The sequence below is a fragment of the Candidatus Culexarchaeum yellowstonense genome (assembly GCF_024707025.1).
Classification (GTDB): Archaea; Thermoproteota; Methanomethylicia; order Culexarchaeales; family Culexarchaeaceae; genus Culexarchaeum.
Genome location: NZ_JANGFQ010000034.1, coordinates 1 through 13,521, shown reverse-complemented (window position 1 = coordinate 13,521; position 13,521 = coordinate 1). Strand labels below are relative to the sequence as shown.

Sequence of the window (13,521 nt, the reverse complement as noted above, 5' to 3'; positions counted from 1 at the left end):
TTTTAGCCTAATGAATTTACTTAATTTCTCTAAAGCATCTTTTTCCTCTGGATCAATGAAATTCATTCCTTCCTTCTCAGCTGCTTTGCATAGATCTCTGTCAGAGCATACGAAGATAAAGGGTTCTTTTAAGGGTTCTAGAGTTTCCCTCAAATTTATTGCGCTTGCGAGTTGTAAGCAGTCTGCTGAAGGTAAGGCATGTTTAACTGCTAATGAAACTGCCGAAGCTACGAGTTCATCATCTACGCTAACTACGATGAACCTTTCTAGCACGTCCCTAAAGAAAAGAGAAATGGCAGCATTAAAAGCCTCCCTTGACAATTCCCCTTTTCTCAGTTTATTTGAAAATACGACAGTAAATTCCAGTATGCACCAAAAGGATATGGCAAAGGCATGCCCTTTGAGCTCAAATATCCTATCTAAAATTTCAGAGCCTATTTCTTTATGGTATCTTTTAACTATAGCTGAAGTATCGAAATAAAAAGTTGCCATTAATGCGTCTCCCTTCTTCGAAGCTCAACAATTGTTTGGCTTAAGGCTTCCTCCTCAGGAATCTCTTTTGCTAAGATTTTTCTAACTTCTTCCAAAGGCTTTAAGTACGGCTCATAATCTTTATAAAGCGCTCTAATATGCTTCTTTACTCTATTGACCCTAGTTTGATATAGACTTATCGCTATTAGATCTTCAACTCTTCTCCGAACTTCATCGTCTTTCATTAAATTCACCAACTATTAGTTAGTTTTCAGGATATATAAGTACTTAGCCCCTTTTTTGTTTCATCTTAAATATCATAATAGAGCTAGCTTTCATGAATGTCTTAGCAACTTAAGCGGAGAAATGTGTTATTGCAATCAAGTTCCTATATAGTCTCAGTTTAGCTTTAACATAATTCTATCTATATTATTCTATTGGATTTGCTTTAAACACGTTTACGTAGGTATGAAAATGTTACATAAAATTCAGTCTTAAGAAACCTTCTAGTACATTATTACTTTTGTGAGTTTAACTAATGGAATTACCTAGGGTTTTGTAATCATTCTAATGGTTGCTAGTATGAGTATTAAGCCTAATATAATTTTCAGGGTGCTTTCTGGCGCTTCAGCTGCTAGGCTAGCTCCCATGTATGAGCCTATTATTGTTGCTATGCCCATGGAGACTGCTATGATCACACCGTAACTGTTCATGTGCCCCATCTTCTGATGCTTTAATAGTCCACTGTTGATTGTTGGGATTGAGACTAGTAGGCTTGTGGTTCCCGCCATTTTTACATCCATTCCAAATAGGAACATTAGGATTGGTATTCTGAATTCCCCTCCAGCTACACCAAACATTCCCGAAATCACCCCTATCACTAAACCGGATAAGGCTGCTAGGATTGAGAGTGTTGGTTCTGTTAGTGAAACTTTTCCTATGGGCCATCCCCATAATGGTTCAGAAATTATTCTGAATCCAACTAATATGAGGAAGATGGCAAGCAGTTTCCTTAGGATTTTCGTGGGCAATTTACCTGTCAATGTAGCTCCCATATAGGCTCCAATTATGGATCCAATAGACATGGTTAAGGCTATCCATAGTGATTCTTGAGAGAATATTCCAAGTTGAAATCTTCTGAGGAATGATGTTGATACTGATAGGAGACCTATAACTAAATTTACTGCCACACTGATTAGGATTGGCAGATTTGCCACATAGAGGAAGACTGGAAGTCTAAATTCACCTCCACCCACACCTATAAGTCCAGCTACAAACCCGAATAGTAAACCGAAAAATGCACTTAAGAAGACTCTGAAGACACGGATATTCGTAGCGCACATATTGATACTTAATTGTATTGATCCAACTAATTAAGGTTGACATTTAGTTTTATGGGGGGTGTAGTATGGTTTGTGTATGAGATGATATTCATGTTAAGTGGCGTTCCTTTACAAGTAATTCCACTGGCTTATAATCGTAATTTAAACCGAAACTTCTTGGACCAATAATTTCAAGCCCCCTTGGAGTCCTCCATTCCCTTGGTCCAGGCGCCACAACTATTTTAACCTTCATTCCCACGTTAATTTTACTGTTGACAACTCCATAACCATCTTCATTTAACATTATTATTAAGTCTGGTGGCATGGCTATTGGCTCTTCATCCATCCATGCAAATATATTCTCATTTTTAACCCAAATTCTGAGTGTGCTAGATGCATGTTTCCCAAAACCCTTAACGTATACATTTCCAATTAGGAAGCCTTCAACTTCATTCAATTCATATCCATCGATAACCCCCTCGAAAATCACGTATCCATTGAGCTTCTCAGCTATTTTGGAGGCTACATCTAAACCTTTATATTTAGCTTCATCAACCACTTCACCAATCTCAATGGCTCTACTCACACTACCATTAATTGCAACTCTACGGGCAACATCAACTTTAACTGGGCTATCTATGACGAAAACTGAACCTGAAACTTGACTTGCAATCCCCCTAACAATACCCTCATAATTGTTAATTGACGAGTATTCCTTGAAGATTATGTAATCGCCATGGGGTGAAGCTATAACACTTGGGGCGAGACTTAAACCATTCAAGTAATATGTGCTATGGGTGAGTTCTGGAACGCTCCTACCAGATTGATCCCCATCAAGTAGTGGTAGATTTAGGATTGAAGCTAAATGTAGAGCTATGGCAGTATTTCCACCACCAATCTCAGTGGCCACAAACCCCTCCAACCTAAAACCCAAAACACCCTCCAAAATCCTGAGAGCTTTCAACATAACGTCCTCAGTGAAACTCTTCCTAGATGATTTGGATTTAGGGCTTGGCATACTCCCAGCAAAATATGGCGTTGCCACATAAGAATCTAAATTCAATTCATCAAAGGAGCATAATTTAAGACTCCTCCCACAATTCAAATCTTCACATAAAAGTTTAAATCCACGATCAGGATCTCCCCCACCACCAACCCCAAGAATTGTTGCACCAATAATTAGATGCCTCACATCACTATAATTTAAGAGCCTCATAATCTATCCAAATAGGATTTAACAACCATAAGTATATATGAGCTTTCATCGAGAAGATTCAATTGAAAAGTGGAGAAGTCTATAAAGGTTTGATTGCCCTACAAGTTTGGGTGATGTGATTTGAGGGTTGGATTTGAAGTTTTGGATGTTACACCACCAATAGGGGTTAGACTTGGAGGATACGCGCATAGATTGGCTAAACCATCAAACTCCATCCACGACCCACTATACATACACACAATATTCTTGGAGGGGGATGGTGGAGAAGCATTAATAGTCAGCGTGGATGTTCTAGGTGTAAGTAGAGATTTAGCTGAGGGGATTAAAGATGAAATATCCAGGAAGACTGGATTGGGGAGGAAGGCAATATTCCTAGCAGCCACACATACACATTCAGGACCTGAAACAGTAACGCCAATGTGGCCTAACACATACCCCTACACCAGTAGGGAGAAGGAGGTTTTGGAGGATTGGATTGAGAAGTTTAAGGATAGGATTGCTAGGGCAAGTTTAATTGCAATGAATAGGATAGCTAAAGCTGAAATTAGAGCTGGAACCACGAAGGCTGAGGGCTTAACATACAATAGGACGTATAAGGGTGGCTTAGTGGATGAAGATATCCCATACATATACTTCAAAACAGACTATGGGAGGATGATCCTAATGAATTACACATGCCACCCAACATGCAACACTGACTTGGGGATATCATCAGACTATCCTGGAGCCATATACAGCAAAATGGATGAGTATAAGGTTAAATGTACATTCACAACTGGAGCTGCTGGGGATATTGATCCAAAATTTAAGGGTAGAAGATACATGGATAAAATGGCTTCAAAAATAGCATTAAACGTTCTAGAAGACTTAACAAGTAAATCCATAGAACTTGAAAGGGTAGATCTCGAAATTGAAGAAGTCCATGTGAATGTGAAGTTTAAGGAGCCCCCAAGAATTATAGAAGCGAAAAGGAGGTATGAGGAAGCCTTGAGAGAGTATGGTGGAAGACTGGATGAAGAGGAGTACATGTGGAAACTACTATACGCTGAGGAGGAGTATGAAGTTGCAAAGGATGGTAGGATAATGGTTGAAACATTATTCAAAATCTTGAGGATTGGGAGGGAATTCATAATGATATCCATACCTGGAGAATTATTTGTGGAGCATGGTTTGAAGATTAAAAGCCACGCATATTCAGCTGGATATGGGCATATTATGCTATCAAACTACTCTGAAGACTACATTGGATACATACCAGACATGAAGGCATATGAGATAGATGCATATGAAACGAAATTGACTAGGTGGAGTAGGATAACACCACAATCAGCAAACGAACTAGTATCAGGAATAATTGGAATGATTAGACAAATGTAGCAAATGAAGCGTGCTTCAAGTGTAACATTCTTAAATTCATAAAGGCTTAAAGATTTATGTGGTTAAATTATGAAATTCAAAGTATTCATACCTGAACCTGAATGGCCTGAATCACATAAACTATTCGATGGAATTGCCCAAGTAATCACGGGGGAACCTGGAGTATATTATGGTGAAGAGGAACTCATAAAAGCCCTCAAAGACTGCGATGCCATAATAATAACATCACAACACAGAGTTTCAAGGAAAGTGATCATGGAAAGCCCAAAACTTAAAGTTATAGGGAAGTATGGATCCAAACCTGGACCAGACAACGTGGATTTAGAAGCAGCCACGGAGAGGGGGATTCCAGTAGTATACTCACCGGAAGCCAATTCCGATAGCGTTGCAGAATTCACAGTAACCCTAATACTATGCCTAATAAAAAGGATATGCTTCCTAGATAATGCTTTGAGGAATGGGATTTGGAGAGATAAACTCCTAGTGGATAGGAGGAACTTCACCCATGAACTTAAGGGTAAAGTTGTTGGTGTAATAGGTTTAGGAGCCATAGGGAAGAGGGTTGCAAGAATACTACAAGCATTTGGAGTAAAACTTTTAGGTTATGATCCATATGTGAAGCCGGAAGCCTTATCAGGGATAAATATAACTTTAACCAACGATCTAAAACATTTACTCAAGGAATCAGATATAGTGACAATACATGCAGCTTTAACAAAGGAAACATATCACATGATTGGTGAAGCGGAATTAAAGCTTATGAAGCCCACAGCATACCTAATAAATACGGCGCGGGGAGCCATAGTTGATGAGCAAGCTCTAATAAAGGCTTTGAGGGAGGGGTGGATAGCTGGAGCAGCATTAGACGTATTTGAAAGGGAGCCTCCAAATAGAGATAACCCACTACTACAATTGAGCAACGTAATAGTCACACCACACTTCGCTTCATGCACATATGAAGCTTATGAAAGGGAAACAGTTACAGTACATAGGGATGTGATAAGAGTTTTAAGTGGATATAAGCCAGAAAACATTGCAAACCCAGAAGTCCTTGAGAAGAGGGTGGATTTAAAAGATTATGCGTGAGGGGGGTGTAGGCTGTGAAGGGGTCAAGAATACTCTTAACAATGCTGAGGGAGTATGATGTTGAATACGTCTTCGGCTTACCAGGGGAAACAACACTACCACTATACGTTGAATGGCTGGAGTTTAAGGATGTGGGGCATGTGATGTTTAGGGATGAGAGGAATGCATGCTTCGCAGCAGATGGATATGCTAGGGTATCATATAAGCCTGGAATATGCGAAGCTCCAAGTGCAGGGGCAGCCCACATACTACCAGCAATAGTTGAGGCATATGCATCATCACTACCCATAATAGCCATAACCACAGACACACCACTACACTTGGAGAAGAGGAATATGTTAACTGGATTCAATCAAACAGCAATATTCAATGGAATTACAAAGGAAACATTAACAGTGCTGAGAGCTCAAGACATACCATTCACAATTAGAAGAGCCTTCAGAATAGCCACATGCGGTAAACCTGGCCCAGTACACATAAGAATACCAGTAAACGTATTGGAAGAGGATGCTGAAGTATCAGATTTGTATGGGCAAAGGGAGTTTATAAGATATCCAGGGCAAAGATTCACAGCAGAAGAGGATATGATTTTGAAGGCTGTGGAATTACTACTCTACAGTGAAAAGCCAATAATAGTTTGTGGTCAAGGAGTATTATACTCACAAGCATGGGATGAAATAATTGAATTAGCAGAACTCCTAAACATACCAGTGGGGACAACAATTACGGGTAAGGGGAGCTTCCCAGAAACACATCCACTATCCATAGGGGTTATTGGATCAAGAGGGGGGACAAGCTTCTCCAACGAAATCCTAAAGAATGCAGACCTAGTATTCTACGTGGGTTGCAACACAGACTATGCAGCCACAAACTCATGGACCCTACCGCCAAAAGATGTGAAGATCATACATTTAGATATAAGTGAAGCTGAAGTTGGAAACAATTTACGCACGGAAATCCCATTAATTGGAGATGCGAAATCCACCCTAAAATTGATGATAAAAATTTTGAAGACAAAGATGATTAAGGGAGCTACTAGGAGTGGATTGTTGGAGGAGTTGAGGGAGAGGAGGGCGAAGTTTGAGGAGGGGATAGCTCCAAACATAACATCCAATGAATACCCACCAAACCCAATAAGAATAATCAAAACACTGGAAAACATGCTACCAAAAGAATACATAATAACATGCGATGCAGGTGTAAGCGCAATATACACCGCAGCATTCCTAAAGGTTAAGGAGGCTGGTAGGAGGATACTATTCAACTACTCAATGGGAGCATTGGGATATGCAGTGCCAGCAGCCATAGGAGCATACCTAGCCAAACCAAAATCAACAATAATAGCATTAACTGGAGATGGAAGCTTCGGATTCACAGTTGGAGAATACGAGACACTGGCAAGATTGAATGCAAATGTGAAGATAATATTATTCAACAATCAAAGTTATGGTTGGATAAGAGCCTCCATACTATTCAAATATGGACCAAAATACTTCGAAACAGAATTCAAAAACGTAGACTACGTGAAAATAGCAGAGGGATTCGGATTAAAAGCTTCAAGAATAGAAGATACAAGGGAGATTGAGAGGAAATTGAGGGAACTATTAACATCCGAGGGGCCAATGCTACTGGAAATCCCAACCCTACCAGAAGACAAACTCACACCACCAGTCCCCTCATGGGCTGAAGAAGCCAAGAAAATGGGGATAAGATTCATCTACTAACCATAATGACATAGGGCGAAAGGCAGAAATACTGTATGGTGGCATAGGATTCCATGTGAAGCCCATAAAGATGTTATATGTGGGGGATTCAGGGGTTGTTGTAGGGCCAATAATATTTGAAAGCCCATTCATAGTGGAGATAAAGGATGTTTATTATAGGAATTGGGCAAAATACTTCATAGAAGCCATAAATGGAAGTGGAATAGAAGTAACACATATGGAATCCATAAAGGCATACAGGGAATTCCCAAGAAGCTACAATCAATTAAGGGAATACGATGTAATAATGCTCAGCGATGTATCCTCAGAGAACATAAGATTCTACCCAGAATTCTTCCCAATAGAAGAGGTAGGTGAAACTAGAATACTAAAACATGGCGAATATCTGGGAATGCCAGATAGACTTGAACTTATAAGGAGATATGTGGAGGATGGCGGCGGACTAATAATGGCTGGTGGATGGTACTCATATTCAGGTAGATTCGGTCAAGGAGCATGGTACAGAACACCGGTAGCAGAAGCACTACCAGTGGAAATCATGGAATTCGACGATAGAGTTGAAAAACCCACGGGCACACGTGTGAAAGCCATAAAACCAGAACATCCAATAATGAGGGGGATACCATGGGAAACATGCCCACCACTCCTAGGATACAACAAAGTAAAACCAAAGGAGAAATCGGAAGTTTTAGCGGTGGTGGAGAGTGGAGACCCACTAATAGTAGTATGGAGCTATGGGAAGGGGAGAAGCATGGCATTCACATCAGACCCAGTACTACACTGGGGAATAAACTTCATCAAATGGGAATACTACAAGGAATTCTGGATAAAAGCAATAAAATGGGTCTGCAAAATTGAACAATGAAAAATTGGGATCAAGCCACTCCCAACAATCTCATTCCATTCTAAAACAAATTCATAATAATAACCTTAACCAAGACCCGCAGCAAAATTATAGAAACAAAGAAAAATTAACGGAAAGCATTAGCAAATTTAGGTTCTAGATTTAAGAGTTTTATAATCGAAGCCAAACCTTCCCTCCTTTAGCTTTGAATTAATTGAGGTTCTTTGCCATTAAGAACAAGAAAGAAGTCTGTTAAAGATACTTACCTTTCTTCGAGCTTCTATATGCAGTTATGATGATGTCCTCATAATTGCTTTTACGATATATTACTACTAACACCTTATCATCCTCCCTTTTAACAGCCCTATAGAGGTCATTTAATTTTGAAATTTTGTCAAGTTTTCCACGCAAGAGAGGACTTCATATCTTGATATTTTACGCTGCTTCATTCGTTCAAGTGCATGCCTTGTAAATATTATCATTTCTTAGTCCTCAGAATGGGTAGTCCTTTAACTATGAGATCTGTTAGGTCTACCTTCTTCTTGGAAAATTCTAGGACCTCTATCCCCACAACTTCCCCTTTCTTGTTATAATCTACAATAATCCCTACTTCTATCTCCTCGCTGTCTACCACTTCATCCTCCTTAAACCTAATATAGAGTGCATCGGCTCCAGGATCATACCTCACACGGTATTCCTGCATATGACCCATTAACGGAATGTGGCTAAAGCTATATAAAAGCGTATATGAAACAGGAGCTGGCTTGATTACGGGTTTAGAAAGTTACATAAAGCATACCAAAGAATTTTAGGTTAAGATATTTTGCGTAGTTGGATAATGAAATTTCCGACTTTACGCTCTACATCTACAAGTTAACCGACCATACAAATGTTGATCGTGCCGTCACTTTTTAGGTCCCTTTCAAAATATCATGATTATATATTTGAATTTGGAGAATAATTTACACATGTAAAGTGTCGTTCCGAAGATAATGATCGTAATCTAAAAAGGGACATTAATAAACACAGTGAATGATGGTTATTTCTGACCCCTATTCACTTCTTTCGCTAATTCTCTCGGATCTACTCTTTTAACTCCAGGTATTCTATCATAAATTGTGTCTGTGGAAATTATAGTCCTATCTGGGTCTGAGAAGAGAGCTGTAGCCGCATAATATGCATCAAATATTGAGCTGAGATTGTATTCGAGCATTAGTGACATAGCCGCAAGGATGATTTCTGTAGTCGCTGGAATCCAGTACAAGTTATTTATGTTTGTAAGGGCGACAACCTTGTTTAGCAGAGTCTCCAAGTCGATGCCAAGCTTGACGGAAACATAGTAGAGTTCATGGATAACCTCACAGCTGGCGCTAAGCCTTATCATCCCGCTATTAGCTGCGCTTAGTATTGAATCCGCGTAGGGCTTTAACCAATCCCTCTCCTTCACGTGGGCTAAAACAATGTCAGTTTCAATCAGCAAACCCCCTTCCTCCTCAACTTATCCTCAACTTCTTTAATTGCTTGAGACTCAGCTAGAGATCTAAGTTCCCTCTTATCTTTTTCGGTGTGCAACCATGATGAGCTTGCTTCAATAGGTTTTGGAGGTATCTTTAACAGGACAATCCTCCTTCCAACTGGGATAATGAGAAACCTATCTCCAGGCGTCGCTATATCCTTTGGCAACTTTATCCTACCCCTATCATCCGCTTTAACCACATACGCCAATTTCATCCCCATTTCTTCTTTATTTCCCCAGAAATATAAATATATCCCCATTCATAAACAATCGAATATTAAGAGTATACGACAATAGAAATGACAAGAAATTCTACGTAAAATCTGTAGCTACAAATTTACAATCGATTTCCTTAAGACATTGAGGCAAATACATTTTAAGGAAAAGGAAATTTTGTGATCTAAAAAGACTTAAATAATTTGAGAACGTCTTTTATCATTAATGGAGAAACATTTAGATATTGCCAAAATTATCTCGGAAAGGGTAAGTGTAATCGCGGAAAAGTATGGGATAGTGTACGCGATACTATTCGGCTCCATTGTGGAGGGTAGGTTCATTAAGGGTGAAAGCGATATTGACTTAGCAGTAAAGGTAGATAGATTAGATAAGAGTGAACTCTTCAACTTCCTGAAGAATTTTATAAGGGAAATGGAAATGGATAATCTCGATGTTGTAGTAATAAACTTTGCTCCATTCAGCTTAAACCATGAAATCTTAATGAAGGGGAAGGTTATCTTCTGCAAAGATGAAGATGAACTATTCGAGGATAGGCTTAGAATCATAAAGTTGTATGATGATTGGCTCCACTTCTCCAAAGTATTCGAAGAGAGGGAACTAAGGAAATTGATGAAATAAAGCCAAACATGCATAGCCATTTGATCTATTAAGCTAAGGATGCGAATTAATCATATGTTTTTATGGCGTTATTGTGGAAGTGTTTCGTGCGATAGGTGGTTCACGCAATTTTGATGTTTAATATTATTCAACGAATATCCTCTGCTTTATCGCCGAAATTGTAAAGAACGTTGCATAAACTATGACTATTATAGTTGGTATGAATATTGGAATTCCAATTCCTGTACTTATCCCTACCAAATGTAGTGCTACCAGTTTTAAGGATACTGTTGGTAGGAGTATGCTTATCAGCTGTATGCTGGGGGGTAGAATAGATATTGGGTATATTACTGGTGGTAGTATTATGAGGAGTAAGTTTAGGAGATTGGCGGTGCTGGAGATTTTAAATGGGTCTGCAAGTTTACTATATACGTAGAGACCGAATGTTATTCCAGTAATCCATGCCACTATTATTGATGCTATTAAGAGTATTAGTGATGCTGGATTTATGCTTGATATGAGTATCATGATTACAGTTACTATGGTTGCTGGTAGCACTATGATTATTAAATGTGCCAGTGCAGCTGCAATTGCAAATTCTATTGGTTTTAGGGGGCTTGCTATGAACATATCCATTAACCTCCACGCCTTGTAGGAGCCGAGCTTCCTAGCTAATGCAAATGAACCAGAACTCCACGCTATAACTATGAGAATGCCTATGAGGGATTCAACCCCTCTCCCAGTTCCAAGGTGAACTATCATAAACATTATTAGTGGTATTATTAAGTCGCTTACAAATGCTAATGGCTCCTTCAAGTAGCTACGAGTCATAAATACTGTTGCACCAATAACTCTATTTATCGCCACAACCCTTCACCCTCATTATGAAGAGATCTTCAAGCGATGTGCTTTTCACAGTGAAACTCAATCCACGATCCACCAAGAACCCTAACAGTTTAGACAATTCAGCATCACTCTCCACATATATAGTCTTCCCCTCATCAGTTTCAATGAAGCTAACATCAATTTGGCTTATATCAGCAAACTTCTCCAAAACCACCTTATACCTATACTTAACTTTCCTTAATAGTTCAAGTGGATTACCCATTTCAATGATTCTACCTCTATTTATCATTATTAATAGATCACTCAAAACTTCAGCTTCCTCCATGTAATGTGTTGTTAAAAAGATTAGGGAATTCTTGGAAACTTCCCTAAGAACACTCCAAACACCCCTCCTAGCCAATGGATCTAAACCTACAGTGGGTTCATCGAGGAAGTATATGTCGGCGGGGACGGCCAATGCAGATGCTATGAGAACCCTCTGCCTCATACCACCACTAAGCTTTGCACAAACCCTATCCCTAACATCCCACAACCCAACCTTCTCCAAACTCTCCCCCGCCAACCTTACAGCATCACCCTTAGGCAACCCCCTACTCCTAAGATACCAGTATACATGCTCATATGGAGTTAAATATAATTCTGGACATGCATCTTGTGGAACTAGCGATATACGTTTCCTCACATTCTCATACCCACTATTCACATCAAACCCCAAAACCTCAACACTGCCACGAGTAGGCTTAATAAGAGTTGCAAGAATCTTAACTAAAGTGGTCTTACCAGCACCATTAGGACCAACCAAACCAACAATACCCCCACTATCAATGGAAAACGAAACATCATCAAGAGCCACAACACCCCCAGAATACACTTTAACCAAACCATCAACGAAAATGTAATTCGTCAAGAAATTCGCCTCTAAAAGGTATAATATTTAAGCTATTTATAAGAGTTAAATCTCAATTAACATTAATAGATTGGGATTACTATGCCTCGAACCATGCGTTCACATGTTTTAGTTCTCAGCATCATACCCATCATATTCAATGCCATCCTCACCCCAGCAATTGTAATGATCCTCGTTGGGTTTAGAGAGTTTGCTGGGAAACCAGTATACTACATATTCCTCTATGGACCATACCTATGGAGCATATATGACGTTGCATTTGCATATCTAGCATACATATTCCTTAAAAGTGAAGGTGAAGATGTTAGGGGGATTCTTGGTGGAGTACGGGATAAACCATTACCATCAATACTCATAGCCATAGGATTAATTGCCATATCCATGACACTCAGCTACACACTATCAACAATGTTTAGAGGTAATGGTGATGGAAACATCCTCAAAATGCTACCACCATTCACAACATTATACCTAGCCACCATAGGCTCCATGATCGCGGGGATATGCGAAGAATTCACTTGGAGAGGATACATATTAACGAGACTGGAGAAAATTACAGGTAAAACTGTAATGGCAATTCTAATTCAAGCAACCCTATTCGGCTTATACCACGGATTCACAATAAACGCAATATACACAACAATCTTCGGAATAATAACAGGCACAATATACACAAAAACCAGAAGACTAATACCAATAATGATGGGACACTGGCTCAACAACACCATAGGCTTCACAATAACATACCTCACATAAAACCACAAACCCAAAATCCAAACCCTCCCTTTCAAACCCCCATTTAAGATTCAAAAAGACAATAACAAGTGATATATGAAATTATCTTGCTTTCAATTCCCTTTATGGGGTTCGTAATTCCAATTGAAGCTGCAGCCAACCCGCCATATAAGGACTTTCAATTCCCTTTATTGGGTTCCTTGATGATGTGGGGGAAGCCCCCACATGAAAGCCATCTAACCTTTCAATTCCCTTTATTGGGTTCCTTTCAGAATCGAAAAACTCACAATACTCTCCACATTCACTTTCAATTCCCTTTATTGGGTTCAACTTTTTTTCCTTTTTTTATGGGGGGATTTTTATGGATTACTTTCAATTCCCTTTATTGGGTTCATCAAACGTGAAAAAGAGCAAATAGTTGAAGATGAATGGACCTTTCAATTCCCTTTATTGGGTTCCGATATTATTTTTCTCTTTTTGGGTTTTTAAGGTTTTTGGCATGATTAATTCAGAAGCCATCATGGCACAGGTAGAACTTGTATAAGACTGATGATTTTTGCGCCAGTTGATGGTGAGGTTTATGGTGAAACTATTCGTGGAAAATTCGACTTTTGTCTAAAAGTATATCGACAATTTATAGTTA

Annotated in this window: 17 protein-coding genes and 1 CRISPR repeat array; of the genes, 6 read left to right on the top strand and 11 right to left on the bottom strand. The window is 39.2% G+C overall.

Annotated features, from left to right (window positions below; genetic code table 11):
- The 4 genes from MRT15_RS05890 to MRT15_RS05875 all read right to left on the bottom strand — a co-directional run.
- Positions 1 to 492, bottom strand: a 492-nt coding sequence (locus MRT15_RS05890) for a type II toxin-antitoxin system VapC family toxin (protein ID WP_304328817.1), incomplete at its 3' end; no start/stop codon positions are given.
- Positions 492 to 716 (bottom strand): hypothetical protein, encoded by a 225-nt coding sequence (locus tag MRT15_RS05885; RefSeq protein WP_304328815.1) that lies wholly within the window; start codon positions 714 to 716, stop codon positions 492 to 494. The genes MRT15_RS05890 and MRT15_RS05885, both read right to left, overlap by 1 nt.
- Before the next feature lie 303 nt (positions 717 to 1,019).
- On the bottom strand, positions 1,020 to 1,814 hold the full coding sequence (locus MRT15_RS05880; protein ID WP_304328813.1) for a sulfite exporter TauE/SafE family protein: 795 nt from the start codon (positions 1,812 to 1,814) through the stop codon (positions 1,020 to 1,022).
- Positions 1,815 to 1,902: 88 nt separating this feature from the next.
- Positions 1,903 to 3,009, bottom strand: coding sequence for a DUF917 domain-containing protein (locus tag MRT15_RS05875; RefSeq protein WP_304328811.1), 1,107 nt, complete (start codon positions 3,007 to 3,009; stop codon positions 1,903 to 1,905).
- Between the two features lie 120 nt (positions 3,010 to 3,129).
- Between MRT15_RS05875 and MRT15_RS05870 the strand changes: the two genes are divergently transcribed.
- The 4 genes from MRT15_RS05870 (at position 3,130) to MRT15_RS05855 (ending at position 8,061) form a co-directional block, all read left to right on the top strand.
- Positions 3,130 to 4,386 (top strand): hypothetical protein, encoded by a 1,257-nt coding sequence (locus tag MRT15_RS05870; protein WP_304328809.1) that lies wholly within the window; start codon positions 3,130 to 3,132, stop codon positions 4,384 to 4,386.
- A 69-nt stretch (positions 4,387 to 4,455) separates the two neighbouring features.
- A complete protein-coding gene (locus MRT15_RS05865; RefSeq protein ID WP_304328808.1) occupies positions 4,456 to 5,472 on the top strand; it encodes a hydroxyacid dehydrogenase in 1,017 nt (338 codons plus the stop codon).
- A 14-nt stretch (positions 5,473 to 5,486) separates the two neighbouring features.
- Positions 5,487 to 7,196, top strand: a complete 1,710-nt coding sequence (locus MRT15_RS05860) for a thiamine pyrophosphate-binding protein (RefSeq protein ID WP_304328806.1) — start codon at positions 5,487 to 5,489, stop codon at positions 7,194 to 7,196.
- A gap of 55 nt (positions 7,197 to 7,251) precedes the next feature.
- Positions 7,252 to 8,061, top strand: a complete 810-nt coding sequence (locus MRT15_RS05855; RefSeq protein WP_304328804.1) for a glutamine amidotransferase — start codon at positions 7,252 to 7,254, stop codon at positions 8,059 to 8,061.
- A 231-nt stretch (positions 8,062 to 8,292) separates the two neighbouring features.
- On the opposite strand, the gene MRT15_RS05850 is transcribed toward MRT15_RS05855, so the two are convergent.
- The 5 genes from MRT15_RS05850 to MRT15_RS05835 all read right to left on the bottom strand — a co-directional run bounded on the left by MRT15_RS05850 (position 8,293) and on the right by MRT15_RS05835 (position 9,765).
- Complete coding sequence (locus MRT15_RS05850) at positions 8,293 to 8,451, bottom strand: hypothetical protein (protein ID WP_304328802.1); 159 nt, start codon at positions 8,449 to 8,451, stop codon at positions 8,293 to 8,295.
- Positions 8,418 to 8,522 (bottom strand): DUF4258 domain-containing protein, encoded by a 105-nt coding sequence (locus tag MRT15_RS12565; protein ID WP_369684952.1) that lies wholly within the window; start codon positions 8,520 to 8,522, stop codon positions 8,418 to 8,420. Before MRT15_RS12565 ends, MRT15_RS05850 begins: the two co-directional genes overlap by 34 nt.
- Positions 8,519 to 8,743 carry a DUF2283 domain-containing protein gene (locus MRT15_RS05845; RefSeq protein ID WP_304328800.1) on the bottom strand — a complete coding sequence of 75 codons (225 nt, stop codon included), beginning with the start codon at positions 8,741 to 8,743 and terminating at the stop codon, positions 8,519 to 8,521. The genes MRT15_RS12565 and MRT15_RS05845 overlap by 4 nt, the downstream gene beginning before the upstream one ends.
- 336 nt (positions 8,744 to 9,079) lie before the next feature.
- A complete protein-coding gene (locus MRT15_RS05840) occupies positions 9,080 to 9,520 on the bottom strand; it encodes a PIN domain-containing protein (RefSeq protein ID WP_304328798.1) in 441 nt (146 codons plus the stop codon).
- Positions 9,514 to 9,765 carry a hypothetical protein gene (locus tag MRT15_RS05835; protein ID WP_304328796.1) on the bottom strand — a complete coding sequence of 84 codons (252 nt, stop codon included), beginning with the start codon at positions 9,763 to 9,765 and terminating at the stop codon, positions 9,514 to 9,516. The genes MRT15_RS05840 and MRT15_RS05835 overlap by 7 nt, the downstream gene beginning before the upstream one ends.
- Positions 9,766 to 9,997: 232 nt before the next feature.
- On the opposite strand from MRT15_RS05835, the gene MRT15_RS05830 reads away from it, so the two are divergent.
- On the top strand, positions 9,998 to 10,411 hold the full coding sequence (locus MRT15_RS05830; protein WP_304328794.1) for a nucleotidyltransferase domain-containing protein: 414 nt from the start codon (positions 9,998 to 10,000) through the stop codon (positions 10,409 to 10,411).
- A gap of 123 nt (positions 10,412 to 10,534) precedes the next feature.
- Here MRT15_RS05830 and MRT15_RS05825 read toward each other — a convergent pair whose 3' ends face one another.
- Together MRT15_RS05825 and MRT15_RS05820 are read right to left on the bottom strand one after the other, a co-directional pair.
- Entirely contained in the window at positions 10,535 to 11,257 is a 723-nt protein-coding gene (locus MRT15_RS05825) for an ABC transporter permease (protein ID WP_304328793.1), read from the bottom strand.
- Positions 11,244 to 12,143: an ABC transporter ATP-binding protein gene (locus MRT15_RS05820; RefSeq protein WP_304328791.1), complete on the bottom strand. Its 900-nt coding sequence runs from the start codon at positions 12,141 to 12,143 to the stop codon at positions 11,244 to 11,246. The genes MRT15_RS05825 and MRT15_RS05820 overlap by 14 nt, the downstream gene beginning before the upstream one ends.
- A gap of 81 nt (positions 12,144 to 12,224) precedes the next feature.
- Between MRT15_RS05820 and MRT15_RS05815 the strand changes: the two genes are divergently transcribed.
- Positions 12,225 to 12,899, top strand: coding sequence for a CPBP family intramembrane glutamic endopeptidase (locus tag MRT15_RS05815; RefSeq protein WP_304328789.1), 675 nt, complete (start codon positions 12,225 to 12,227; stop codon positions 12,897 to 12,899).
- A gap of 89 nt (positions 12,900 to 12,988) precedes the next feature.
- A CRISPR array of direct repeats spans positions 12,989 to 13,336; the repeat unit is 24 nt; unit sequence CTTTCAATTCCCTTTATTGGGTTC.
- Positions 13,337 to 13,521 lie beyond the last annotated feature (185 nt).

Coding starts and splice junctions, on each gene's coding strand:
- MRT15_RS05885 (WP_304328815.1), bottom strand. CDS start 716: ATGAAAGACGATGAAGTTCGGAGAAGAGTTGAAGATCTAATAGCGATA.
- MRT15_RS05880 (WP_304328813.1), bottom strand. CDS start 1,814: ATGTGCGCTACGAATATCCGTGTCTTCAGAGTCTTCTTAAGTGCATTT.
- MRT15_RS05865 (WP_304328808.1), top strand. CDS start 4,456: ATGAAATTCAAAGTATTCATACCTGAACCTGAATGGCCTGAATCACAT.
- MRT15_RS05830 (WP_304328794.1), top strand. CDS start 9,998: ATGGAGAAACATTTAGATATTGCCAAAATTATCTCGGAAAGGGTAAGT.
- MRT15_RS05815 (WP_304328789.1), top strand. CDS start 12,225: ATGCCTCGAACCATGCGTTCACATGTTTTAGTTCTCAGCATCATACCC.
- MRT15_RS05845 (WP_304328800.1), bottom strand. CDS start 8,743: ATGCAGGAATACCGTGTGAGGTATGATCCTGGAGCCGATGCACTCTAT.
- MRT15_RS05875 (WP_304328811.1), bottom strand. CDS start 3,009: ATGAGGCTCTTAAATTATAGTGATGTGAGGCATCTAATTATTGGTGCA.
- MRT15_RS12565 (WP_369684952.1), bottom strand. CDS start 8,522: ATGATAATATTTACAAGGCATGCACTTGAACGAATGAAGCAGCGTAAA.